The 23,221-nt window shown below is 69.4% G+C and carries 15 protein-coding genes and 19 tRNA genes; 29 read left to right on the top strand and 5 right to left on the bottom strand.

Annotation, left to right across the window (positions count from 1 at the left end):
- The first annotated feature begins 295 nt into the window (after positions 1-295).
- The gene (locus VF092_08845; GenBank protein ID HEX6747378.1) at positions 296-898 is read left to right on the top strand and encodes a hypothetical protein; all 603 of its coding nucleotides are present in this window, start codon (positions 296-298) and stop codon (positions 896-898) included.
- Positions 899-1,136: 238 nt separating this feature from the next.
- On the top strand, positions 1,137-2,471 hold the full coding sequence (locus VF092_08840; GenBank protein HEX6747377.1) for a hypothetical protein: 1,335 nt from the start codon (positions 1,137-1,139) through the stop codon (positions 2,469-2,471).
- A gap of 74 nt (positions 2,472-2,545) precedes the next feature.
- On the opposite strand, the gene VF092_08835 is transcribed toward VF092_08840, so the two are convergent.
- The gene (locus VF092_08835; GenBank protein ID HEX6747376.1) at positions 2,546-4,690 is read right to left on the bottom strand and encodes a prolyl oligopeptidase family serine peptidase; all 2,145 of its coding nucleotides are present in this window, start codon (positions 4,688-4,690) and stop codon (positions 2,546-2,548) included.
- 388 nt (positions 4,691-5,078) lie between these two features.
- Between VF092_08835 and VF092_08830 the strand changes: the two genes are divergently transcribed.
- From VF092_08830 to VF092_08740, 19 genes are all read left to right on the top strand, one after another.
- Positions 5,079-5,152 (top strand) — tRNA-Met (locus VF092_08830).
- A gap of 50 nt (positions 5,153-5,202) precedes the next feature.
- Positions 5,203-5,275, top strand: a tRNA-Phe gene (locus tag VF092_08825).
- A gap of 16 nt (positions 5,276-5,291) precedes the next feature.
- Positions 5,292-5,364 (top strand) — tRNA-Trp (locus VF092_08820).
- 23 nt (positions 5,365-5,387) lie between these two features.
- Positions 5,388-5,460, top strand: a tRNA-Glu gene (locus tag VF092_08815).
- 30 nt (positions 5,461-5,490) lie between these two features.
- A tRNA-Thr gene (locus VF092_08810) sits at positions 5,491-5,563 on the top strand.
- Positions 5,564-5,578: 15 nt separating this feature from the next.
- A tRNA-Glu gene (locus tag VF092_08805) sits at positions 5,579-5,650 on the top strand.
- A gap of 32 nt (positions 5,651-5,682) precedes the next feature.
- Positions 5,683-5,755 (top strand) — tRNA-Gly (locus VF092_08800).
- Positions 5,756-5,796: 41 nt separating this feature from the next.
- Positions 5,797-5,870 (top strand) — tRNA-Asp (locus VF092_08795).
- A gap of 49 nt (positions 5,871-5,919) precedes the next feature.
- Positions 5,920-5,992, top strand: a tRNA-Ala gene (locus VF092_08790).
- Between the two features lie 26 nt (positions 5,993-6,018).
- Positions 6,019-6,102 (top strand) — tRNA-Tyr (locus tag VF092_08785).
- Between the two features lie 6 nt (positions 6,103-6,108).
- Positions 6,109-6,182: transfer RNA gene (locus tag VF092_08780), tRNA-Val, on the top strand.
- A gap of 16 nt (positions 6,183-6,198) precedes the next feature.
- Positions 6,199-6,271: transfer RNA gene (locus tag VF092_08775), tRNA-Ala, on the top strand.
- A 16-nt stretch (positions 6,272-6,287) separates the two neighbouring features.
- A tRNA-Thr gene (locus tag VF092_08770) sits at positions 6,288-6,359 on the top strand.
- A 48-nt stretch (positions 6,360-6,407) separates the two neighbouring features.
- Positions 6,408-6,480, top strand: a tRNA-Gly gene (locus tag VF092_08765).
- Positions 6,481-6,502: 22 nt separating this feature from the next.
- Positions 6,503-6,575: transfer RNA gene (locus VF092_08760), tRNA-Gln, on the top strand.
- A 16-nt stretch (positions 6,576-6,591) separates the two neighbouring features.
- Positions 6,592-6,678, top strand: a tRNA-Ser gene (locus VF092_08755).
- A 9-nt stretch (positions 6,679-6,687) separates the two neighbouring features.
- A tRNA-Ser gene (locus VF092_08750) sits at positions 6,688-6,773 on the top strand.
- A 44-nt stretch (positions 6,774-6,817) separates the two neighbouring features.
- Positions 6,818-6,891: transfer RNA gene (locus VF092_08745), tRNA-Pro, on the top strand.
- Positions 6,892-6,904: 13 nt separating this feature from the next.
- Positions 6,905-6,987: transfer RNA gene (locus VF092_08740), tRNA-Ser, on the top strand.
- 133 nt (positions 6,988-7,120) lie between these two features.
- Here VF092_08740 and VF092_08735 read toward each other — a convergent pair.
- Entirely contained in the window at positions 7,121-8,017 is an 897-nt protein-coding gene (locus tag VF092_08735; protein HEX6747375.1) for a TIR domain-containing protein, read from the bottom strand.
- 381 nt (positions 8,018-8,398) lie between these two features.
- On the opposite strand from VF092_08735, the gene VF092_08730 reads away from it, so the two are divergent.
- The 7 genes from VF092_08730 (at position 8,399) to VF092_08700 (ending at position 17,748) form a co-directional block, all read left to right on the top strand.
- Positions 8,399-8,968 (top strand): RNA polymerase sigma-70 factor, encoded by a 570-nt coding sequence (locus VF092_08730; GenBank protein ID HEX6747374.1) that lies wholly within the window; start codon positions 8,399-8,401, stop codon positions 8,966-8,968.
- Positions 8,969-9,162: 194 nt separating this feature from the next.
- Complete coding sequence (locus VF092_08725) at positions 9,163-10,170, top strand: FecR domain-containing protein (GenBank protein ID HEX6747373.1); 1,008 nt, start codon at positions 9,163-9,165, stop codon at positions 10,168-10,170.
- On the top strand, positions 10,167-12,785 hold the full coding sequence (locus VF092_08720) for a TonB-dependent receptor (protein ID HEX6747372.1): 2,619 nt from the start codon (positions 10,167-10,169) through the stop codon (positions 12,783-12,785). The genes VF092_08725 and VF092_08720 overlap by 4 nt, the downstream gene beginning before the upstream one ends.
- 472 nt (positions 12,786-13,257) lie before the next feature.
- Positions 13,258-13,449, top strand: coding sequence for a hypothetical protein (locus VF092_08715; GenBank protein HEX6747371.1), 192 nt, complete (start codon positions 13,258-13,260; stop codon positions 13,447-13,449).
- A gap of 102 nt (positions 13,450-13,551) precedes the next feature.
- Complete coding sequence (locus tag VF092_08710; GenBank protein HEX6747370.1) at positions 13,552-14,088, top strand: hypothetical protein; 537 nt, start codon at positions 13,552-13,554, stop codon at positions 14,086-14,088.
- A gap of 1 nt (position 14,089) precedes the next feature.
- Positions 14,090-15,385 (top strand): hypothetical protein, encoded by a 1,296-nt coding sequence (locus VF092_08705; protein ID HEX6747369.1) that lies wholly within the window; start codon positions 14,090-14,092, stop codon positions 15,383-15,385.
- Positions 15,349-17,748, top strand: coding sequence for an ABC transporter permease (locus tag VF092_08700; protein ID HEX6747368.1), 2,400 nt, complete (start codon positions 15,349-15,351; stop codon positions 17,746-17,748). Before VF092_08705 ends, VF092_08700 begins: the two co-directional genes overlap by 37 nt.
- A gap of 490 nt (positions 17,749-18,238) precedes the next feature.
- Here VF092_08700 and VF092_08695 read toward each other — a convergent pair whose 3' ends face one another.
- Positions 18,239-18,433, bottom strand: a complete 195-nt coding sequence (locus VF092_08695; GenBank protein ID HEX6747367.1) for a hypothetical protein — start codon at positions 18,431-18,433, stop codon at positions 18,239-18,241.
- Between the two features lie 893 nt (positions 18,434-19,326).
- Here VF092_08695 and VF092_08690 point away from each other — a divergent pair.
- Positions 19,327-20,856 (top strand): S8 family peptidase, encoded by a 1,530-nt coding sequence (locus tag VF092_08690; GenBank protein HEX6747366.1) that lies wholly within the window; start codon positions 19,327-19,329, stop codon positions 20,854-20,856.
- A 345-nt stretch (positions 20,857-21,201) separates the two neighbouring features.
- Here VF092_08690 and VF092_08685 read toward each other — a convergent pair whose 3' ends face one another.
- Together VF092_08685 and VF092_08680 are read right to left on the bottom strand one after the other, a co-directional pair.
- Positions 21,202-21,447, bottom strand: coding sequence for a MoaD/ThiS family protein (locus tag VF092_08685; protein ID HEX6747365.1), 246 nt, complete (start codon positions 21,445-21,447; stop codon positions 21,202-21,204).
- Positions 21,448-21,504: 57 nt separating this feature from the next.
- Positions 21,505-23,088 carry a phosphatase PAP2 family protein gene (locus VF092_08680; protein HEX6747364.1) on the bottom strand — a complete coding sequence of 528 codons (1,584 nt, stop codon included), beginning with the start codon at positions 23,086-23,088 and terminating at the stop codon, positions 21,505-21,507.
- Between the last annotated feature and the right edge of the window lie 133 nt (positions 23,089-23,221).

Below are 23,221 nucleotides of genomic sequence, written 5' to 3'. Positions count from 1 at the left end.
AGGCATCCGACCTGCCGAAGGGGCACCGCTACCGCAAGCGAACCCCCGCAATGGCCATCGGGCTGAGCGGCCACGTCTGGACCTGGGAGGAATTCCTGACTCGGAGAATTCATCACTGATGAGTAGAGTCACTACCGATCTATAATCGCGGCAGCACGAGGTTCGGTCGGACACACCAATACTTCACCCGGATTCGGTATTAGCCTGTTCCTCGCGACGATCCCGTCATCACCCCCTGCCACCCCTTGCGCGGCGTCCTTACCTTAGGAGAAGGACAGCTACAGCGAGCCGCGCGATGACCATCGAGACACCCCAGGTCCACCTCGTGCTGCGGGCCCACCCGCCGACGCCAGCGCGGCTGGGCGTCGTCTACCAGCCGTATCCGTGGCGCGCGCTGAAGACGGTCCTCTCCATCGCGCTGTTCTGGGGGATCTGCCCGTACGTGGTGTGGATCCCGCCGCACTACCCGTGGCCGGTGCTGTCGTTCTGCGTGGGGGCGTTCCTGGCGCACCGCTTCTACACGGGGCGATACGTGGTGAAGTGGTTCGCCGGCGTGTGCCCGCGCTGCGGCCGCCACCTGAAGCTGGCCGACGGCGCGCGCATCGACCTGCCGTACGCGCTGACCTGCTACGGCTGCCACTTCGAGCCCAGCCTGGAGCCGTACACGCTGGCCGAGGAGGAGCGCATCGCCGCGGACGCGCATGGCATCCGCCACGTGCTGCCCGAGTGCGCCGGCACCTGGCGCGAGGAGCGGCTGTGGGACCAGGACTGGGTGACGTGCAGCGCGTGCGGCGCCCGCCACCACGCCACCCCCGCGCTCCTGGCCTCCGCCCGCGACGAGAACGAGCGCGGCCGCCTCCTCGACGCGCTCGCCAGCGAAGGCCGCTTCCTGACGTAGACCGGGCGCCAGGAAAGTGGGACGTGGCCGCGCCTGGTATGAAAATCTTGACGAAAAATGTAGAAGCGACAAAGATTTAGTGGTGACGCGGTACGCAGGATCTTCATCATCCATTTCCCCTCCGCAGTCGGTCCGCCCGCTTCACCCTGCCGGTTGCATATCCCGTTCGATCCACGTGAGGGCGCTAACCGGTTCCGCCCATCATTCGTTCGGCCCCACAAACCCCTCCACCACGCTCATGAAGTACGTATTCACTCTCGTCCACGGTACGTTTGCCCAAGACGCTGGATGGACGAAAAAGGGATCCCGACTGCGCGAGACGCTGCGGCAGGCGTTCCCCGACTGTGAGGTTGCGTTCGCGCCGTTCGGATGGAGCGGACGAAATCGTCCCAGCGCCCGCATCGCGGCGGCGAAAGAGCTCCGCGAGCACATCCTGAAGAAGGCGCAGGAGCATCCCGGCGCCACCCAATACCTGGTGGCGCACAGCCATGGCGGCAACGTCTCCATCCGGGCGTTGGCCGACCCGGCTGTGGCCGCGTGCGTCGAGGGTCTGGCCTGCCTCTCCACCCCCTTCCTCCATCTCCAGCCGCGGCACCTGGACCCCGACTTCAAGGCTGCGCTGAAGGGAATGGCCGCCGCGTTGGTGGCCTTCGTTGCCGTTTGCCTGGCGGTCACTCCCGTCTTCGTCGCCGCGAAGCTGTGGGGGCAGGACATCACGAGCTACAGGGTGGCTGGCTCCGCCCTGATGCTGGCCGCGGTGTTGCTGGTCGTCGCCCTCCTCGCGGCTCCGCGGGTGTTCCTGAACGCGGGCCAGGGTTTGCTGGATTCCTGGTTGAACCGGGCCAAGCAGAACTACGAGCGCGTCAGGCTCCCGCCGATCCTGAAACCGTTGCTGATCATCCGGACGACGGGAGACGAGGCATCGGCGGCGCTCAGCACTTCGCACCTGCTGGCCTTTGCGATCTCGCATGCCATCATCGGGATCGCCTCCGGGCCCGCGGCGCGGTTCCAGAGGCTTCTCGGTTGGCGTACCCGGCCGACGACCCTCCGTGAGTGGCTCGCCTGTGCCGCGGCATTGCTCGTGGCCGTTCCCGTGCTTCCGGTTTTCCTGCTGCTGACACTGGTGCTCGGCGTTCTGGTCCTGCTTTCCGTGGGCATGCTGAGCATCGTGCTTCTCACGTTCGGACGTAGCTTCGGCATTACCAACATGTTCCTCGAGGTCAGCGCCGAGCCCACACCTCCCGGATCGTGGCCGGTCCACCTGTTCTCCACCCGCGATGCGTGGCCGTACATGGGTGATGAACGCCGCCGGGCGCTGGCCACGCTGGCCTGGGCCGGGGTTAATCGGAGGGCCATCAGCGAAGCACCCGTCACGCGGCTCGCGCACAGCGCTCCCTATGAGCATCCCGGCGCGCTCGCACTTCTGGCCGACTGGGTTAGCGAGTCCGGCAGCGCGCCGCCCCGGAAGGTGAGCACGCCACGGCCGGCGTCTGCAACGCTCCCGGCCGCCCTCGCGTATTCCCCCCCGCTGGCGGCGGACGGAGACTCCGCCGGGCTCCCGGCCGCGACCTGAGACCGCAGCATCGGGAAGACGAAGGGCCCGGCCGCATCGGCGGTCGGGCCCTCCGATCTGCAACCCGGCACTGCTTACATCTCCACCCTCATTCCCAGCGCGCGGACGAGGAACGCCCACCGGTCCGCCGCCTCCTCGATCTGCATCGCCGTGGGCTTGCCCGCGCCGTGGCCCGCGCGCGTCTCGATGCGGATCAGCACCGGCGCGTCGCCCGCCTGCGCGGCCTGCATCGCCGCCGCGTACTTGAACGAGTGCCCGGGCACCACGCGGTCGTCGTGGTCGCCCGTGGTGATCAGCGTCGCCGGAAAGCGCGTTCCCGCCCTGATGTTGTGCAGCGGCGAGTACGCGTACAGCGTGCGGAACTGCGCCGGGTCCTGCGGCGAGCCGTAGTCCGACACCCACGCCCAGCCGATGGTGAACTTGTTGAAGCGCAGCATGTCCATCACCCCCACCGCGGGGAGCGCCCCGCCGAACAGGTCCGGCCGCTGGTTCAGCACCGTGCCCACCAGCAGCCCGCCGTTGGACCCGCCCGAGATCGCCAGCTTCGAAGGCGACGTGTACTTCTGCGCCACCAGGTACTCGCCCGCGGCGATGAAGTCGTCGAACACGTTCTGCTTGTTGGCCAGCATCCCCGCCTGGTGCCACGCCTCGCCGTACTCGTTGCCGCCGCGCAGGTTGGCCGACGCGTAGACGCCGCCCATCTCCAGCCACACGGCAACCGCGCTGGAGTACGCCGGCAGCACCGCCGAGTTGAATCCCCCGTAGCCGTAAAGGAGCGTGGGGTTGTTCCCGTCCATCGCCATCCCGCGGCGGTGGGTGATGAACATGGGGATGCGTGCGCCGTCGCGGCTGGTGTAGAACACCTGCTCCGTCACGTACCGGCTCGCGTCGAACCCGGTCCTCACCGGCCACACCGGCTCCGCCCGCCGCGTGGCGAAGTCGTACCGGTACACCGTCGCCGGCGACAGGAAGCTGGCGAAGGTGAAGAAGAGCTCGCGGTCGCCCGAGCGCCCCTGCAGCCCCGACACCGCGCCCGGCCCGGGGAGCGGCACCTCGCCCGCGGAGGTTCCGTCGGCGTTGTAGACGCGCAGCTTCGCGGCCACGTCGTGCAGCGTCGACAGCACGAACTTCCCGTTCACCCGCCGCGAGCCGACGATCGCGTCGGGCCCCTCGGGCACGATCGTCCGCCAGCGCGCCGGCGCCGGGTCGCGCAGGTCCACCGCGACCACCCGCCCCCGCGGCGCCGCGTTGTCGGTGGCGAAGTAGAACACCGGCCCGTCGTTCCCCAGCGGCGTGTACCCGGCGTCGAACGCGTCCAGCATCCGCACCATCTGCCCCTGCACGCGCGGGCGCGCGGGGTCGCCCAGGTCCATCACGTAGATGCGGTTGCGCCGGTCGCTCCCCTTCGACACCGAGATCTCCAGGTACCGCCCGTCCTCCGTCACCCGCGGGTAGTAGATGAAGTCCGGCTCGTCGGAGCGCTGGTAGACCAGCACGTCGCGCTCCTGCGGCTCGCCGATGCGGTGGTAGTAGAGCTTCTGGTCGTGCACGGCCGCGGTCAGCGCGTTCCCCGACGGCTCCGGATAGCGCGCGTAGAAGAAGCCACGGCCGTCCTTCGTCCACGCCATGTCCGAGAACTTGATCCAGCGCAGCCGGTCGGGCAGGTCGCGGCCCGTGTCCACCTCGCGCACCCGGAACTCCTGCCAGTCCGATCCCCCCGACGCCACGCCGTAGCCCAGCAGCCGCCCGTCGTCGGTGTACTGCGCGGTGGTGAGCGCCTCGGTGCCGTCCGCGCGCAACGTGTTGGGGTCGAGCAGGACGCGTGGCTCGCCCCGCGGCGAAGGCGCCACGTAAAGCACCGACTGGTTCTGCAGCCCGGTGTTCTTGAAGTAGAAGTACCGCCCGCTGCGCCGCGCGGGCGAGCCCCAGCGCGGGAAGTTCCACAGCTCGGTCAGCCGCGCCTGGATGCGCGCGCGCTCGGGGATCGCGGCCAGGTACTGCTCCGTCAGCGCGTTCTGGGCGGTGATCCACGCGCGCGTCTCGGGCGCGTCGGTGTCCTCGAGCCAGCGGTACGGATCGGCCACGCGCGTGCCGTGGTAGTCGTCCGCCTGCTCCACCGTGCGCGTCGTGGGATAGGCGGGACGCTGCGCGCCCGCGGCCAGCGGCGTCACCGCCGCGGCCAGCACCAGCCCCGCGCGGGCGAGTCGAAGGATGTTCATGCGTCGCTTGCAGTTGAAGGAAGACTCGGTCGGGAAGGGAGATGGAAACAGACGATAGTGGCGGTGCGCGGCGACAGCAAGCGGATGCGCACTCCATCCGATCTCCTTCGTCCCACGTCTGGAGATTTCGAGCAGACTGGATCCGGATCGTGTCCGTCGAGGATTTCTTCTAAACGGATGTAAAGCGGCCACTTGGGCGGATTCCGTCGAGGCTGTCGAAAGTCTGTTTCGGCAGCAAAAAATCCGATTCTGTCAAGGGCTTCACAAACGCGGTGGGGTCGTATATAATCGTGGCCCGCCGGACGGACGACAGCGTCCGGCGGGCCGGGCGAAACGCCCGGCGGGGGTTGACGGAACGGCCCTCGGCCGTTATCTTCACTGTCCTTGACGCGGGGTGGAGCAGCCTGGTAGCTCGTCGGGCTCATAACCCGAAGGTCGCGGGTTCGAATCCCGCCCCCGCTATTGCCCAACCCCCGCCGCCGCAGCCGGGCGGCTTTTTGTTGGGGGCGCAGGGCCAGGTAGCTCAGTTGGTAGAGCACACGACTGAAAATCGTGGTGTCGGGGGTTCGATTCCCTCCCTGGCCACCTTGAGCTGGACCGTAGGGCAGTAGCTCAATTGGTAGAGCACCGGTCTCCAAAACCGGCGGTTGGGGGTTCGAGTCCCTCCTGCCCTGCTGCTGAAGAACGGTGCTTCGACGCCGCCATCGTCTAGAGGCCCAGGACGCCGCCCTCTCACGGCGGTAACGGGGGTTCGAATCCCCCTGGCGGTACTTGAAAACGGGACCGGCCCGGCAACGGGTGCTCGCGTAGCTCAGCCGGCAGAGCACTTCCTTGGTAAGGAAGAGGTCATGGGTTCGAGTCCCATCGCGAGCTTGAGGTGAAAGAGTCGCTCCCATCGTCTATCGGTCAGGACGCCACTCTTTCAAGGTGGAGAGCGGGGTTCGATTCCCCGTGGGAGCGCTGGAACGGGGATCCGTCCCCGGGCGGGAATTGCGGGCATAGCTCAGTTGGTAGAGCGCAACCTTGCCAAGGTTGAGGTCGCCGGTTCGAGCCCGGTTGCCCGCTCTTGCAGGACCGGAAGATGCGTCTTCCGCGAGGTGGTACAAGGGGCCGTAGCTCAGTCGGTTAGAGTGCCGGACTGTCACTCCGGAGGTCGCGGGTTCGAGTCCCGTCGGCCCCGCTCCAGGCGCCAGCGGCGCCGGTCGGTTTGAAAACACGGGTCGGTATCTGGGGCCGTAGCTCAGTTGGGAGAGCGCTTGAATGGCATTCAAGAGGTCAGGGGTTCGATTCCCCTCGGCTCCACTCGCAGGGACGGTACGTGGAAGTTCGGTGGGGTGGCCGAGTGGCTAATGGCAGCAGACTGTAAATCTGCCGGGCACAGCCCTACGTAGGTTCGAATCCTACCCCCACCACTGCCCGGGCGGTTAGCTCAGTTGGTTAGAGCGCCACGTTGACATCGTGGAGGTCACAAGTTCGAGTCTTGTACCGCCCACTCGCGCGAAGCATTTGGGGCCGTAGCTCAGCTGGGAGAGCGCTGCAATCGCACTGCAGAGGTCACCGGTTCGATCCCGGTCGGCTCCACTGGAACCCACACCGCGCCACCGTAGCTCAGGGGTAGAGCACTCGATTCGTAATCGAGCGGTCGTCGGTTCAAATCCGACCGGTGGCTCTGGTCAAGCGGCGGCGGTACGGTTAGATTTCGCCGCACGGAAAGAGCGCGGGAGTAGCTCAGTTGGCAGAGCATCAGCTTCCCAAGCTGAGGGTCGCGGGTTCGAGCCCCGTCTCCCGCTCTGATTGAAAACTTCGGTTGATTGCCCCCTGGTGTAATTGGCAACACGCCTGACTCTGGATCAGGAAAGTCCAGGTTCGAGCCCTGGGGGGGCAACTTGCAGGCTCGGTTTGGAGAGGTGGGTGAGTGGCTAAAACCAACGGTTTGCTAAACCGTCCTGCCCAAAAGGCAGACGCGGGTTCGAATCCCGCCCTCTCCGCTCCAGCTGGGACCGGTGTCCGAGCGGCTTAAGGAGCACGATTGGAAATCGTGTGGGGTTAACAGCCCTCGTGGGTTCGAATCCCACCCGGTCCGCTCGCCGGTGCAGGAACAGACGGGTAGTCCGGGCGCAGGTTTTTCGGGACGTGGCTCAGCCCGGTAGAGCACTCGCTTCGGGAGCGAGGGGTCGCCGGTTCAAATCCGGCCGTCCCGACTGGAGTCGGTTTGGAGGCGTAGTCTAACTGGTAAGGCACCGCACTCGAAATGCGGCGGGCGCAAGCCCTTGGGGGTTCGAGTCCCTCCGCCTCCGCTGTTGCAGTGCAACGAGTTACGGCCCCGTCGCTCAGTCGAGCGGCGGGGCCGTTTTCGTTGTGGGTTACACGCCCGACTCCATCTTCGCAACTCGCAGCACTCCGGCTGGAAAGACCCGCCAACAAGATCGCTTATCTGAGGCGTTTTTCTCCCTTGTACCAAGAAAGCTCGCTCAGCATCTGATGCGCAAAGGATGCTGCGTCGATGTGAGACGTGAACCTCTCTACGAAGTGATGCGGCTTGCCTGTGGGATCACCGTGGGCCCGCCGGAAGTCCTCCATATGTCGCCACACGAATTCCTCGCACTCGTTCGTCGTGTTCCCGACGTACAGGTCGAAGTCACCGGCCCTCAGGTGGTTCGGGTTGTACTCGTCCTGGAGGGTGGCCATGTATGCAAGCGTCTTCCCGCTGAGCTTCAGCGACACGGAAGCGCTCCGCCCCTGGCCGACGAAGCCGGAAAGCGTAATGGAGAAGGGATTCGCCCGCCCGCCAACCCACGTCGACCAGTTGTACTCCACGGCCCTGTCGACCAACACCGTCACCAACCGTTCGAACTCGGCCTGACGGAACTTCTGCCAGCCGGGGGCTCTTTTGACTGCGAATCGTCGCCAGTTCTCCTCGGACATGAGCCGGCTTTCGCGAATGCCCAGCGCCCCCGCGAGCTGGGAGATACCCTCATCGAAGTCGGTTCTGAAGTCGGCGTATCTCCGGTCGGCGAGAAGCAGAGGGATCTCGCAATCTCTGAGGAGAATGGGCAGCACGCCCACTCTCCGGGTATTCATCTGCCTGATCCAGGCGGCGCTGAGCTCCGTCTTCACCCACTCCGACCGAAGTGCATCCGGTGAAAGGACTATGGCCAGGAACTCGTTTTCGCGGATCCCGTCGTTGATCTTCCATGTGATGGACTCCCCGACTCTGATCTCCCATTTGTCGAACCACACGTTCACGCCAAGCTTCTTCAGATGATCCGCAAGCTTTTCGACGAAGGGCTTATCGACTCTCGTGTGGCTGAGAAAAACGCTCGGCATCCCTGCGGCTCCTCACGGGGTGATGGAAGTCATGCGTGTGGTACACGGAAAGATACGGCAGTTGGTTGCCAAAGCGAGGAAGCTTCCCATGGGCCTCAGGTCAAAACCTGCTTCGATGTTTCTCCTCCTCCGCCTTCCCACTCGCTACGACTGCTCTCGGTCCACAATGCGATTTATGGCCCCGTCGCTCAGTCGAGCGGCGGGGCCGTTTTCGTTGGTTTTGGGTGCGCTCGGCCAAACGGCGATCGTCTCCCCTCTTCCAGGGAGTTCCGCGCTCTCTCCGACGGTCTGCTCGTGATCCAGCGATCCATTGGGTAGCATTTGGGACAGCATGGCGAATATACATTCTGCCATGCCGTTCCCACCGCACGTGACACGTCCGTGACCGAGCGACTTCCGCCGCCGCGGGAGGACCGCGAGCTGGCCCAGCGCATTCGACGCGGCGACGCCGGCGCGTTCGAGGCGCTCTTCCGCGAGCACCACGCCGGGCTCTGCCGCTTCGCCGAGGGGTACGTGCGCGACGCGGCGGTCGCCGAAGAGCTGGTGCAGGACGTGTTCTTCGAGCTCTGGCGCGGCCGCGCCGCCTGGGAGCTGCGCGCCACCCTGCGCGCATACCTCTTCGGCGCGGTCCGCAACCGCGCCCTCAATCACCTGAAGCGCGTGAGCCGGGAACGCGGGTGGCTCGCCCGGCTGCGGCGAGAGGGCGACCCCTCCGATCCATCCCCGGCACCCGATCGCGCCGCGGCCGAATCGGAGGCCGCGGCGGCGGTCGCACGGGCCGTGTCACGTTTGCCGGAGCGGGCGCGAATGGTGGTGGAGCTGCGCTGGCGCCACGGGCTGCGCCACGGTGAGATCGCCGAGGTGATGGGCATCTCCGTCAAGGGCGTCGAGAACCAGCTCGGCCGCGCGCTGAAGGCCCTTCGCGCCACCCTCGGCGACTTCGACGACTGAGACCGGGGAGCGGATTCCGAACGTCGTCGCTCCAGACGCGCTGAACGTCGTCGGGTTCATCCAGTCTCGCGTCTCTCGGCGGAGGTGATCGTCGACCCCCGAGACGAACCCGCGCACCCCCATCCGTCCTCCCGGTGTGGGGGTTTTTTCGTTTCGATTGTCTCACCTCCTGAACGCCCACCGGGGATGCCGCCGTGAACGAGCCCATCGACTGGACGCTGCTGGACCGCTACCTCGCCGGCGAGGCCTCGCCCGAGGCCGCCGCGCGCGTGGAGCGCTGGCTGGCCGCGGCACCGGAGCACCTGGCGATGCTCCGCGCGCTCCGCGGCCCCGGCGCGGACGCCGCCAGCGACGGCCGCACCGACCAGGCGTGGGAGAGCCTCTCCGCCCGCATCGCCGCGGCCGGGCCGATGGCGACCGGCCGGCCCGCGCCGGTGTGGGCGGGGCGCCGCCGCGCTCCCCTGCTCCGCGCCGCGGCCGTCGCGGCGGTGCTGGCCGGCGGCGCCGGGATCTGGCGGCTGGCCGCGCCGTCCCCGGAGCCGATGGTCGCCGTCGCGACCGCGGCGGGCGCCACGCGCTCGCTGCGGCTGGATGACGGCACGCGCATCACCCTCGGCGCGGCCAGCCGGCTGGAGCATCCGCGCCGCTTCCGGGGCAGCGCGCGCGAGGTGGTGCTCGACGGCGAGGCGTTCTTCGAGGTGGCGCACGACGCCAGGCGGCCCTTCACCGTGCGCTCCGGCGGCGCGCTCACCCGCGTGCTCGGCACCCGGTTCGACGTCCGCGGCTACCGTGGCGAGCCCGTGCGCGTGGTGGTGGAGAGCGGACGGGTGCGGCTGCGCTCCGCGGCGGCCGGCGCGGACACCGGCGTCGTCCTGGTTCGCGGCGACCTGGGCCTCGCGGCACCCGGCAGGCCGGCTGCCCGGCAGCGGGGCGTCGATCCCGCGCGCTACGCGGGGTGGCGGGAAGGACGCCTGGAGTTCGACCGCGCGGAGCTCGCCGAGGTCGCGCGGGAGCTGGAACGCTGGTACGGCGTGCAGGTGCGCGTGGCGGACCCCGCCTTGGCGCGGCGGCACCTCACCCTCACCCTCCCGCGCGCACCCCTCGACGAGGTGCTCGACGCGGTCACTCTCTCCCTCGGCGCCCGCTGGAGCCGCACGGGAGGCACCATCCTCATCTCCCCTTCCTCCCGCACACGGCCATGACCACCCACCACTCCGCCCGGATTCTCGCGGCAGCGCTCCTCCTCGCCGTGAGCCCGCTTCCCGCCCGCCCGCAGTCCAGTTCCGCCCCCTCGCCCGCCGGCGCCGCATGGGCGCCGCTCGATGCGAGCGGCAACGGCGTCGCCGGGCTGGCGCGCGTCGTCCGCGGCGAGGTGCGGGGCGGCACGGTGGGCGACGCCGTCCGCCACATCCTGGCGGAGGCGTCGGTGGGCGTGGTGTTCGACCCCGACCTTCCCGGCCTGGACCGGCCGGTCACCAGCCGGGTCGCCGGGCTGCGCGCGGCGGACGCGCTGCTCGCGGTCCTGCGCGGCTCCGGGCTGCGGCTCCTGGTCTCGCCGCGCGGACAGGCCGTGCTCCGCGCCGAGCCGCGGGTATCACAAACGGGGAGCGTGGCCGGGATCGTCCGCGGCGACGCAGGCGAGGCCGTGGCCGGGGCCCGGGTGTCGGCCGCGGCGCGGTCCACCGTGACCGCGGAGGACGGCCGGTTCGCGCTGGGCGGCCTGGCGCCCGGGCGGTACGCGCTGGAGGTGCGCCGGCTCGGCTACCAGCCGGCGCGCGCCGAGGTCGAGGTGGCGCCCGGCGCCGCCGGCCGCGTGGAGGTGACGCTCAGGACGGGGATGATCCCGCTGGCACAGGTGGTGGTGACGCCCAGCTACTTCGGGGTGATGGACCACCGGGCCGACGCGCCGCGCACCCTCACGCGCGAGGACCTGGAGACGCGTCCGCAGATCGGCGAAGACGTGTTCCGCGCGGTGAGCCGCATCCCCGGCGTGGCCGCGACCGACCTCTCCGCCGCCTTCCGGGTGCGCGGGGGCGGCAACGACGAGCTGTTCGTGATGCTGGACGGCGTGCAGCTCCTGGAACCCTTCCACGTCAAGGACTTCGACGGCGCCCTCTCCATCGTCGACGTCTCGGCGGTCCGCGGCATCGACCTGATCACCGGCGGGTTCGGCGCCGAGTACGGCGACCGGCTCACCGGCGTGTTCGACATGCGCACGGTGTCGCCCGTACCGGGGCCGGCGCGCACCACGCTGGGGGTGTCGCTCACCAACCTGCGGGCGATGTCGGCGGGGAGCTGGGCGGGGGGGCGGGGGCGATGGGTGGGCTCCGCGCGGCGCGGCTTCCTGGACCTGGCGCTCGACCTGTCACACGCGCGGAGCAGCGACAAGGGCGAGATCTCCCCCGTCTACTACGACGCGCTGGCCAAGGTCGAGTACGACCTCGCGCCCGGCCACACGCTCGCCGCGCACGCGCTGCTGGCCCGCGACCGCCTCCGCTTCCGCGACGAGCCGGGCGACCCCGCCCTGCGCAGCCGGTACGGCAGCAGCTACGGCTGGCTCACGTGGACCGTACGGGGCGAGCGCCTTTCCGCCCGCACCGTCGTCTCCGCGGCCGGGCTCGACTGGACGCGCGCGGGCGAGACCGGCGACGGCACCGCGAGCGAGCCCGACCTCCGGGTCGACGACCGGCGCACGCTGCGCACCTGGGGGATCCGGCACGACGCCACGTTCGATCTCTCCGCTTCCGCGCTGCTGAAATGGGGCGCCGAGGCCCGGCGCGACGCGGCGGACTACGACTACTTCCGCGCGCAGCGGACCGATGGGGGATTGGACACCACGGCCGTCGACGCCTCTCCCGCCGGCACGGCGCTCGGGGGATACGCGGCGCTCCGTCTTCGCCCGGCGCCGCCGCTCACGGTGGAAGGCGGGGTGCGCTACGACCTGGACCCGGCCACCGACGAACGCCACGCCGCGCCGCGCGTCAGCGCCGCCCTGCAGCTCGACGCGAACACGCGGCTGCGCGCCGCGTGGGGACGCTACGCGCAGGCGCAGGGGCTTCACCAGCTGCAGGTGCAGGACGGGGTGGAGACGTTCTTTCCCGCGGAGTGGGCGGAGCACCGGGTGGTGGGCATCGAGCGCGCGGCCGGAAACGCGGTGACGGTGCGTGTAGAGGCCTACCAGCGCCTGCTGAGCCACGTCCGCCCGCGCTGGCTGAACGTGGGGAACCCCATCACCGACGTCTTCCCCGAAGCCCTCGACGACCGCGTGCGCTTCGCGCCGGTGCGCGGGCGGGCGGAGGGGGTGGAGGTGCAGGCGCGTCGCGAGTCGGGGCGGCGCCTGGCCTGGTCGGCGAGCTACACCCTCTCGCGCGCCGAGGACCAGGACTCGTCGGGCCGCTGGGTACCGCGGGCGCTGGACCAGCGGCACGCGCTGGCGCTGGACCTTGCGTGGCGGCCGCGGCCGGGGTGGCGGCTGAGCATGGCGTGGCAGTACCACACCGGCTGGCCGGCCTCGCCGCTCCAGCAGTCCGCCGCCACCCTGCCGACCGGAGAGGTCGTCGTCACCCGCAGCTGGGGCGCGCTGAACTCCATCCGCCTTCCGGCCTACCACCGCCTGGATGCGCGCATCAGCCGCGAATGGGCGCGCCGGGGCGGGCGCGTCCAGGCCTATCTCGACCTCTTCAACCTGTACAACCGCGCGAACGCCCGGGCCATCGACCCCTTCGCGGAGGTACGCGACGGACAGGTCCGGCTCGGCCAGGGCTACGACGAGATGTTCCCGTTCGTCCCCAGCTTCGGAGTGAGCTGGGAGTTCTGAACGGCGCCGGCGATCCCAAGCAGAAACTGCAGAGAACGGAGGGAGCAGGTACGCTATCGTCCTCTAACGTCGCAAAGTCCCGAGCACTCGAATGCGGCGGGCGCAAGCCCTCGGGGGTTCGAGTCCCTCCGCCTCCGCTGTTGCGTTGCAACGGGTTACGGCCCCGCGGTCCCCACGGATCGCGGAGCCGTTTTCGTTGTGGGTGCAGAATAGATAGATAGATAGATAGATACATGCGAACCCTTCCCGGCGTGGTGCAGGGCGTTGCATCGAACGCGGCCATCCCACGAATCCTCTTTTTGAGCTCGGCCATTTAGTGCCATCACCATCCTTGACAGGTTGGGATAAACAAGACTATCGTTTCCAGACGTTCTCCGGAGAACGTTTGCCGAGCGGGCCCTGGCAGCCTCTCACCCCCTGCGGACACTTCCGCATCCACAAGCAGACACACCCATCACCCAAGGGAACTCCGATGAAGAACATCAAGCGCAACATTCTCCTGGCCCTCTTCGTGGGCGTCAACATGGCGATTGCCGCAGCGCCTGCCCACGCTAACTGGGAGGTTTCGAGCAAGACCTTCGACGGCAGTGGCAAGCTGACGAGCATAACCTGCGAGGGCTGCTGGTTCTGGAACTGCGACTGCCCGCAGGCGAACGAGACCTGATCCTTCACCCGCCGCCGCGGGGGCGCCAGGGCTCCCCGGCGGCCGGGTTTTGCGCCCCGTTCAGGGCATCCGTTCCACCGCCTAAACCCGCAGGGCACCCCCATGAAACAGCCCAATCGGCTGGAACTCGCCGTGTACCTCGTATTGTTCGTGGTAACGGCCGGCAACCTTGGATTCCAGTACCTCAAGGGCGAGCAGGGCGAGTTGGAGGCGAAACCCGCTTCGCGGCTGGCGATCGGAAGCGCCCTTCCCGTGTTGAACCTGCGGCCGCTTTCGCACCCCGGCGGTGCCGCGCCACCGACCGCCACCGCGCTGCTTCCCACCGGATGTCGCCTGCTGGTGGTGTTCCATCCCGACTGCCCCCACTGCCACACCGCCGCCCGGCGCGAGGCAGCGGCCACGAACCACCAAGACCGAATTCCCGTGGTGTGGATCTCGGCCTTCGATGACGACAAGGCCCGCGACTTCGAGGCCGATGTTGTGACGGGGATGCCTGTGCGCTACGACCCCGACGCGCCTCGGCGCCTGAAGACCACGGCCGTGCCCGTGTACATCCTGGTAGGCGGCGACGGCCGCGTGAAGTTCTGGGGCGCATTCAGCGGCGCCGAGGACCAGAACGAGCTCCGCCGGCGGTGTTGACATGCGCCGGGATACGATCAAGCGCCTAGCCCGCTTTGGGTTGGCAGTTCTGGCGGCCGCGTTGCTCATGCAGGGCCACGCGCTGCTTATGCTGGCGCAGGGCCTCAGGATGGCGCGCTACGCATTGCCCGCTGTGGGGAGGAACCCCGACTTGACGCGCGCGCTGGACGGTGGCGTCGGGCGCAGGCCGAGCCATCCGGTGTCGCCCGGGCCCGCCCTCTGGACAGACCTTGCCGATGCGCTCCCCGGCAACGACACCCTTCTCGGGAAAGTCGGCTCGCTCTGCTGGCTGGGCGACCGCCTGGTGGTGGCCGACCGCAGGGAGCAGAGGTTGCTCTTCTTCGCCGCTGATGGTCGCCTGCTAAATACGCTGAACGGGCCCGCTGGATCTGGCACGCGCTTCGACGCGCTCTCGATCGTCCGCTGCGCGCCGGGTGGAGGGAGCCTGCTGGTGGCCGACCGAGAGGAGGGCAAAGTATGGGTGCTCGCTGCCGACGGCAGAGTCCGTAGCGCGGCATCTGCTCCGCACACGCCACAATTCGACCTCTACCTGGGGGATTTCGCCCTGGCGCCCGACGGCCGCTGGTACGACTCGTGGCTCGGCTCCGGCCACACCGCGGGTCCGTACCTCTCTCCCGTGGAGTGGAGTCGCGAGCGCCTGGTGCGCGCCTGGGACACCGCCGGCCGCCCGGCGGGTGCGTTCGGAGAGCCCGTTCCTTATGCCAGCACCGTCGCCCGTCGCGTGCTGAACCGCACCTACTTAGCCCTGGCTCGCGACACCGTGTGGGTGCTCACGCAGGGCGACGCCACGGTGCGGGGTTTCGACCGCCGCGGCACACCCGTCGGAGCGCCGATCCTTCTGGCCGTGAGCTACCGCGGCGCCGAGCCGCGTGTGCGCGTGGACTCCCCGCCCCGCGGAAACCCGGGCGGGTGGCGAGGCAACTGGTTCACCTACCAGCCCAACGTCGCCGGGCTGGCGGTGGTCGGTGACTCGCTCTTCGCCGGGATTCGCTACCGCGACTGGACGATGGCTCTAGTCGGCCCCAAAGGCGACCGCTACGTCAACTACTACCCGCATTCCGCGCTCGAGGTGTTCGATCGACGCGGCCGCGTGCTTCGCTCTCTCGACGTGCGGGGCCGTGCGGTGGCCGTGGCGTCGGACGGGGGTGAGCGCATCGCCGTGCTCAGCCAGGACCGCGACGGGACCACTCACGTGCTGGTGGCGCCGTCCGGCACAGCCTACCCCTCGGCGGCCAGCCGGTGCTCCGCCGCCTGCGCACCGGGGGCTTCCAAATGATTGTACTCCGCCACGCGCTCCGCGCGCTGCGCCGCAGCCCCGGCTACGCCGCGTCGGCCGGCCTGTCGCTAGCGCTGGCGGTGGCGCTGAACACCTCCATCTTCAGCTTTGTCGAGGCGGTGCTGCTGCGACCCGCGCCGTACGCGGAGCCGGGGCGGCTGTATGGGTTCCAGGACTACCGCCGCAGCCCGCAGCGCGAGTTGGTCTCGCCGGGCGAGTACGCGGCCGTGGCCGCCATGGCTCGCGGATTCTCGGGCTTGGCGGCATACCGTGCGGGGTTGGCCGAGCGCTTGGCGCTGCACGCCGACGACGCCCCGAGCCTGAACGGTTTCGAGGTCTCGGCCAACCTCTTTCAGGTGCTGGGTGTGAAACCGGTGCTGGGTCGCGGGCTTGAGGAGACCGAGCCGGGTTCGCGCTCGGTGATGATCAGCTACGCGATGTGGCAACGCCGCTTCGGCGGTCGCCGCGACGCGGTGGGCAGCACGCAGCGCATCGGTCGCCAGCCGTACGTGGTGGTGGGGGTGATGCCCGCCGGCTTCTGGTTTCCCAGCGAGGGGAGTGCCTTCTGGGTCCCTCTCGAGCCCGGTGTCGGCGGCGCGGCCGACTACACGCTCAGCATGGTGGGGCGGCTGCGCGCAGGCGTGAGCGAGGCGCAGATGCGCGCCGAGGCGCGGGTGCTTGTGGCGCGCCTCAACTCGGAGCGCGCCGACCCCGAGCTTCGCCGCGGGGCCAGCCTAGAGGCGTTCGACATGGTGCGTCGGCCTTCCGATGCGTCGTTCTTCTATCTACTGCAGGGGGTAGTGCTGTGCGTGGTCCTCATCACCTGCGCGAATGTGTCCAAGCTCACGCTGGTGCGCGCGCTTTCGCGCCGACACGAGACGGCCATCCGGGCGGCGCTCGGCGCTTCTCGCACGCAACTGGTGCTGCCGCTCTTGGTGGAGGGTGGAACGATGGCGGTGGCCGCCACCGTGCTGGGTACGGTGGTAGCCATGGCTGTGCTCCGGGTGATCGTAGCCACCTCTCCACTCGGCGCGCTCGACAACCTGCAGTTGGGCGTGCTGAATGTGCGCGGGGTGGTGTTTGGGGTGGCCAGTGCGCTCGTGCTGGTGCTGCTCTGCAACATGGCGCCGCTCTTCCACGTTGCCCGTGTGAGCGTGGCCGCGGTGCTGAAGGACGGCGCACCAAGGGCTGGCGGGCGCGCGGCGGGCCAGCGCGGGGGCAACCTGGTGGCCGGCGCACAGATGGCCGTGTCCCTCATTCTGCTGGTGAACCTAGTCGCGCTGGTGAGTGGCATCTCGCGCTTGCTGCTTTGGCGGCCACAGGTAAACGTGCGTAACCTGTACGTCGTTCCGCTGCGCGTGCCCGGTGCCGGTCCCGTGACCAATACTGATTCGGCGGACGCCTCCGCCGTGCGGCTGGTCGACGCGCTCCGCGCCGTGCCCGGTGTGCTGGCAATCGCGACCAGCGAGCGCTTGGGCGTGGGTGCGGTGACGGTCGACGGCGCAGTCGGGCTGCAGGCGGAGTGTGTGTGCTTGGCGGTCACGCCTGACTACTTACGTACTGCCGGCGTCCGCATCGTGCACGGGCGCGACTTCGCTGCTGGCGACGCTGCTGGCGCCAATCCAGTGATCGTTGACGAGCTACTGGCCCACAGGCTGTGGGGCACTGCCAATCCGCTGGGCCGCCGGGTGCGCCTAGGTAGCTCGCCGGCCGCACCAAGCGGCGAGGTGGTGGGGGTCGCTGCGCACGTGGAGCTTTCCCCCCCTCCCATGGAGGGCGATGTCGTGGTGCCGGGAGGCCTGTACGTGGCGCGCGAAGTGAGCGGGCCGGGAGCGTCGGTGCTGGTGCGTGGCACGCCGGGCGCCATCCTGCTGCCCGCGCTGCGCCGCGCGCTGGACGGTGCCGGCGAGGGGCAACTCGCGTTCCAGCTCCGCACGGTGGAGAGCGCGCTCGCAACCTACCTGGACCCGCTTCGCTGGTACGTGGCCGTGCTCGTCGCGCTCACCGGCCTGGCGCTCTGTTTGGCCGCGATCGGGCTGTACGGTGTGGTGGCGTACGGCGCCAGCCAGCGCTTGGGAGAGCTGGCGGTCCGTGCGGCGCTGGGCGCCCGCCCGGCCGACCTGCTGGTGCTCGTCTCCCGGGGCGCGCTGGGTGTTGTGGTGACGGGTGCGGTCGTGGGCCTACTGGGCGGCACGGCGGCTAACCGCGTGCTTGCGGCCGCAGTTCCCGGCGTGGCGAGTGCGGGGCTGCCCGTGTTCGCGGTGGCGACCGGCTTCTTCACGTTCGTAATCGCCGCCGCGACGCTGATCCCCGCGGCTCGCGCATCGCGTGTGAGCCCCGCGTCAGTGCTGAAGTCGGCCTGACCACCGGCGACCAATGGAAGGGAAACACCCCGCGCCGACGCAGCGGGGACGAAAGAATTGAATTGAACCGGGTGATCAGGCGTGGAGCTTGAGCGGGGTAACCGATTTGGTGTAGCGTAGGGTGTGGCGGACCGGCAGGCCGCTCGTCCGGTGTCACACTTGGTGTAGTGTGCAACCGTCCCGATACGGATTCCCGCGTCCTTCCGTGGATTCAACCACAGCCGCTCGGACGTTGAAAACCGCGCAAACGGCTGATTTCTCCCGAATACGCCCCACTGCGGACGCGGAGCCCAGGCACTCGAAACGCGGCGGGCGCAAGCCCTTGGGGGTTCGAGTCCCTCCGCCTCCGCTGTTGCGTTGCAACGACTTAGGCCCCGCTACCCTCTCGGGCAGCGGGGCCTTCGTGTTTGCTGGGTACCGTCGTCAGCCTGCCTTCAACTGCAGGCGGTCGAGGCCGAGGAACCCGGCCGCGGCGTCCGGTCGTCTCGAGTCAGGGTACGGTATTGCACCCACTCGCGCCCACGCGGCAGGTGCCATAGTTGCGGCAGGTGTAATCAACGCACGTGCCGTCGATACTGGCGAACAGCTCCGCGCCGCGCACGGTGCCGCTTCCGTACGTCTGCGTGTCGGCCTCGAACGACTCCACCTTCAGCCCGTCCAACTGCAGCTTCATCTTGCCCGGCATGGTGCCCCTCCTTGGGTGTGGGGAGAGAATCCGGCCGCGCGCTCGCGCCGCCGGCTCGAACGGCCGGGCGTTCGCAGCCGGCCGCTTCAAATTTCGACTGATTCGCCCCGCCAGTGCCTGCGAATTCAACGTGCGGAACATCACACAGGGTAAGGCTAATGAGATCATCTACGCTGTGGTTGAGCCCCCAGTGTGAATAGCTTGCTATACCTTCCATGAAGATATCCGCAGTGCGGTGGAGAAGAATAAATGTTAGTCACCATCCTGCACAATAGGTCTGGAATTATGTTTACAGCGAGGCTGAGAGCAGGGTGGTACCTCCGCCCTCAATGCGGCGGGAGCAAGCCCTTGGGGTTCGCGTTCCTCCGCCTGCTGTTGAGCTGCAACGATTTATGGCCCCGCGATCCTCATGGATCGCGGGGCCGTTTCGTTGTGGGTTACGCTGTGAGCTACACGAATGCAGCCGATCACATCGTGCGCGCTGGTGGAGTGGTGCGCCGCGGTGAGGACGGCGGGTGCGCCGTAGGCGCCGTCCACGTGCAGCCAAGTGCCGTGCTCGCCGCAGTCGCGGGCGATCTCGTCCGCGTGCGAGACCCCACCGTCCCTAGTGCGCCATCCCGGCGCACGCACCCAAAATCTCGCGACCCCTTTCCCTCCCCAACATATTTAACTATATATAAGGCAACGGTTTAGGCATCGTCCTGCTCTGGGCGTGCCCCCGTGCTCTGGTACACCCCACTCCACACAGGCATACACGCAGGTCCGCTTCGCCGTCCGGGAAGCGGGGCCACCGTGCTTTTGCCGTTGTCGCCGACGTTTCGCTCCGGACGGCATCTCAGGCACCCGGCATTGGGCCGGGCGCCCGTACCTCATTGCGCGAGGACGTTCCTATCATGCGTAGCACTACCCTCTTCGCCCTGGCGGCGCTGGCCTTCGCGGCCGCCGCCTGCTCCACCGACCAGCCCACCTCGGCCCGCACGCCCGGGGAGAGCTCGCAGGAGCTGGCGCCGCTCTACCGGGCCGCCCCCGGGATGGCGGTGGAAGGCTCGTACATTGTGGTGCTGAAGGACGGCACCGCGCCGCAGGCGCTGGCCCACTCGGTAGGCGCGCAGGTCCACCACTTCTACACCAGCACGGTGGACGGCTTCGCGGCGGAGCTGTCGGCGGCGCAGGTGAACACGCTGCGCCGCGACCGGAGCGTGGCGTACATCGAGGAAGACGCGGTGGTGCACGCCAGCACCGCGCAGAGCGGCGCCACCTGGGGGCTGGACCGCATCGACCAGCGCGCGCTGCCGCTGGACGGCACCTACACCTACACGCCCACGGGCGCGGGGGTGCGGGCCTACGTGATCGACACGGGCATCCTCACCAGCCACACGCAGTTCGGCGGGCGCGCCTCCATCGGCTACGACGCCTTCGGCGGCAGCGGGCAGGACTGCAACGGCCACGGGACGCACGTGGCGGGCACCCTCGGCTCCGCCGCCTACGGCGTGGCCAAGGGCGTGACGCTGATCGGGGTGCGCGTGCTGGACTGCGCGGGGAACGGCACCAACTCGAGCGTGATCGCGGGGCTGGACTGGGTCGCCAACAACCGCGTGCTCCCCGCGGTGGCCAACATGTCGCTGGGCGCCGATGCCAGCCAGGCGGTGGACGACGCCCTGGCGCACATGGTGAGCGTGGGTGTGACGGCGGTCGTGGCCGCGGGCAACGAGGGGGTGGACGCCTGCACCAAGAGCCCGGCGCGAGCCCCGTCGGCCATCACGGTGGGCGCCACCACCAACACCGACGCGCGCGCCGCCTACTCGAACTACGGCAGCTGTGTCGACCTCTTCGCGCCGGGGAGCAGCATCACCTCCACCTGGTACACGTCGACCACGGCCAACAACACCCTCAACGGCACCTCGATGGCCAGCCCGCACGTGGCCGGCGTGGCCGCGCTGTACCTGCAGGGCAACCCGACGGCCACCCCGGCCGCGGTGACCAGCGCCATCCTCTCCACGGCCACCACGGGCGTGGTCACGAACGGGGGCACCGGCTCGCCCAACCGCCTGCTGTTCTCGCTGCTGACCACGGGCAGCGGCGGCGGCAGCGGCGGTGGTACCGGCAACACGGCGCCCTGCACGGACTGCATGCAGTACACCGGCACGCTGAGCAGCGGCGGCTCGTCGTACCAGCCGGACGGCAACTACTACGTCAGCACCGTGTCGGGCATGCACCAGGGGTGGCTGCAGGGCCCCGCGGGAACGGACTTCGACCTGTACCTGTACCGGTGGGACGGCACCACCTGGGTGGCGGTGGCCAGCGGCACCACGACCGGCAGCACCGAGACGGTATCGTACAGCGGCACCCCCGGCTACTACTGGTGGGAAGTGCGCTCGTACAGCGGCAGCGGCACGTACAACGTGTGGCTGAAGCGCCCGTAGCCTCCCTCCGCGCCGGTCTGGACCCGGCGGTGAAGAGCTCCGCCCGGCACGCATCCGCGCGCCGGGCGGAGTTTTTTCGCGTGTGATACATATCCCGAGGATTCAGTATGCATTCCGACATCCTCAAAGAATGACTCACACGGAGGAAACGGAGGTAACGGAGGAACCGAACGCGTCGAACGCGCTGACGCCAGGCGGCGCCCGAGGAATCTGTGGCATGCGTCCGAGCGACAGGCGGCCTGTGGCTCGGGAGCCGGCCACAGATTCCTCAGGCGCCACGGCTTCGGCATGGGAGGAGAGGGCGGCGCAGCGCCTTCGGAATGACATTCCTTCCTCCAATGCAGCTCACCCCCCGGCCACCGGGGGGATGAACGCCACCTCGTCGCCGTCGCGGAGCGGGGTGTCGCCCGGCACGCAGGCCATGTTCACCGCCACCACGGGAGATGCGGGGAGCTTCGACAGGCCGCTGCCGGCCGTGCGCAGGCGCCGGACGAGGTCGGCCACGCTCGCCCCCTCCGGCAGCTCCACGGACAGCTCGCCGGCGCCGGCGAAGTCGCGGTACTGGGCGAAGAACAGGGAGTGCACGATCATCGGCAGCCATTCCTTCCGCAGGGGCGGTCGCGACCTGGACAAAGACTCGTATCGGGACTACGGAGCTGGAGAAACCGTGCGCCCCGCGTCGGCGCCGTCGCCGCGCGCGAGGCGTACCGCATAGGCGCCCACCCTCGCGCCGTGCTCCTTGCCGCGCTCGATGTCGCTCCGGTAGTGGATCCCCCCGTAGAGGCGCGAGATGCCGGCCTCGTCCGCCAGGGCGTGAAACTCGGCCGCGGCGTCGGGGAAGACGTAAGACAGCACCTCCGCCGCGGTGGCCGAGAAGGTCGAGTGCCCCGACGGATAGGAGGGGAAGTTGGGAAGCCCCACCACCGTGCGGATCGCCGGGTCGAGTTGGTGCGGCCGGGGGTTGAAGTACCGGTACTTCACGCTCCAGCACCCCACCGCGGCGTCGTGCATGGCCATGTTGAGCAGCGCGAAGGTGCGGGCCGCGCGGACCTCGCTCATCCGCGCGTCACGGACATGCTCGGCCGCGATGTCGTTCCAGTGCCCCGACGGCGTGTACGTCCCGGCGCCGTCGTTCCACCGCAGGGCGACCGCGAGCTGGTGGCGCGTCAGGTGGTCCACCGTGCGTCTGACCTCGGCCAGCTCGGTCCGCATCTGCTCCGACGACGTGGAGGGAGGCGCCGGCGGCTGCTCGGCGGCCGCCTCCTCGGCCGTCATGGTCCAGGTCCGCACCCGGCCGAAGCCGGGGAGCATCGGCGGCCGGGCCGGGCTTTCCTGGCTGCGCCAGGGAACCTCGCCCCGGGCCGCCGCCGCATCTTCCAGCGCCTTCCACTCGGCGGGGGTGCCGGCGGCGCTCCTCGCCCCGTCGGCCGCCGCCCGCGCCAGCACCGCCGCGGCGACGGCCTTCCCCAGCGCCAGTCCCGCGGCCACGTCGCTGGGCGACGCCTTCCCCGAGAGCAGCGCCGCCTCGCGCTGCTCCGCCGCCTGGCGCGTGATCTCCTCCACCGCCGCCGGGAAGAGCGCCTTCAGCACCTCGGCCGTGACGGCCGACAGCACCGCGTCCTCGGACGGATAGGCCGGCAGGCTCCCGACGGGCACCAGCGCCCGGATGCCGGGGTCCACGCGGGCGGGGGAGGGCCGGTTGTACCGGTACTTCCAGTACCACGCCGACTTGAGCGCCTCGTACTGGGCCACGCTGACGTAGCTGTAGGCGCGCGCCGCGTACGGGGGGTTGGCGAAGGGGAACTGCGGGTCGGCGAACGGGTTCTCGGGGTCGGGCACCGGGTAGGTGCCGTCGGCGCGCGGCGCGGGCGGAAGGTTGAAGCGGGCCACCAGCTCGCGGGTCACCTGGTTCCAGCGCAGCACGCCCCCTCCGCTCCAGTGCTCCACCGACCGGCGCTGCGCCGCCGTCAGGCTGGCCTGCGCGGCGCGGATGGCCTGCAGCTCGGCCCGGTACGCGTCGGAGCCGGCGGCCGCCGGGGCCGGAACGGCGATCTGGTCCGGGGCGGACAGGACGATCATGCGCCAGCTCCCGGCGTCCGCGTCCAGCGCCGCTGCCTCCAGCGGCGGCAGCCGCTCCGTTCCCTCGACCGCGTTGTCGCACCCGGCCAGGGAAAGAACCGCGGTGCAGGCGAGGAAGACGGCCGCCGGCGGCAGGAGGGCGTGAGGTCTCATACGCGTCCCACGAAGTCGTTCCGGGAGATAAGGGGTCGCGCGAGGGATTCGCGCCCGGAGGACCGGGACGCGCCCGCGCCCGCCCCGGATCCGCGCGGCGGGCACGATCGCCGGTGCGCGGCGCAGCGGAGGG

Origin of the sequence: Longimicrobium sp. (assembly GCA_036377595.1) — a bacterium.
GTDB lineage: Bacteria > Gemmatimonadota > Gemmatimonadetes > Longimicrobiales > Longimicrobiaceae > Longimicrobium.
This window is presented reverse-complemented; position numbering and strand designations above follow the sequence as displayed.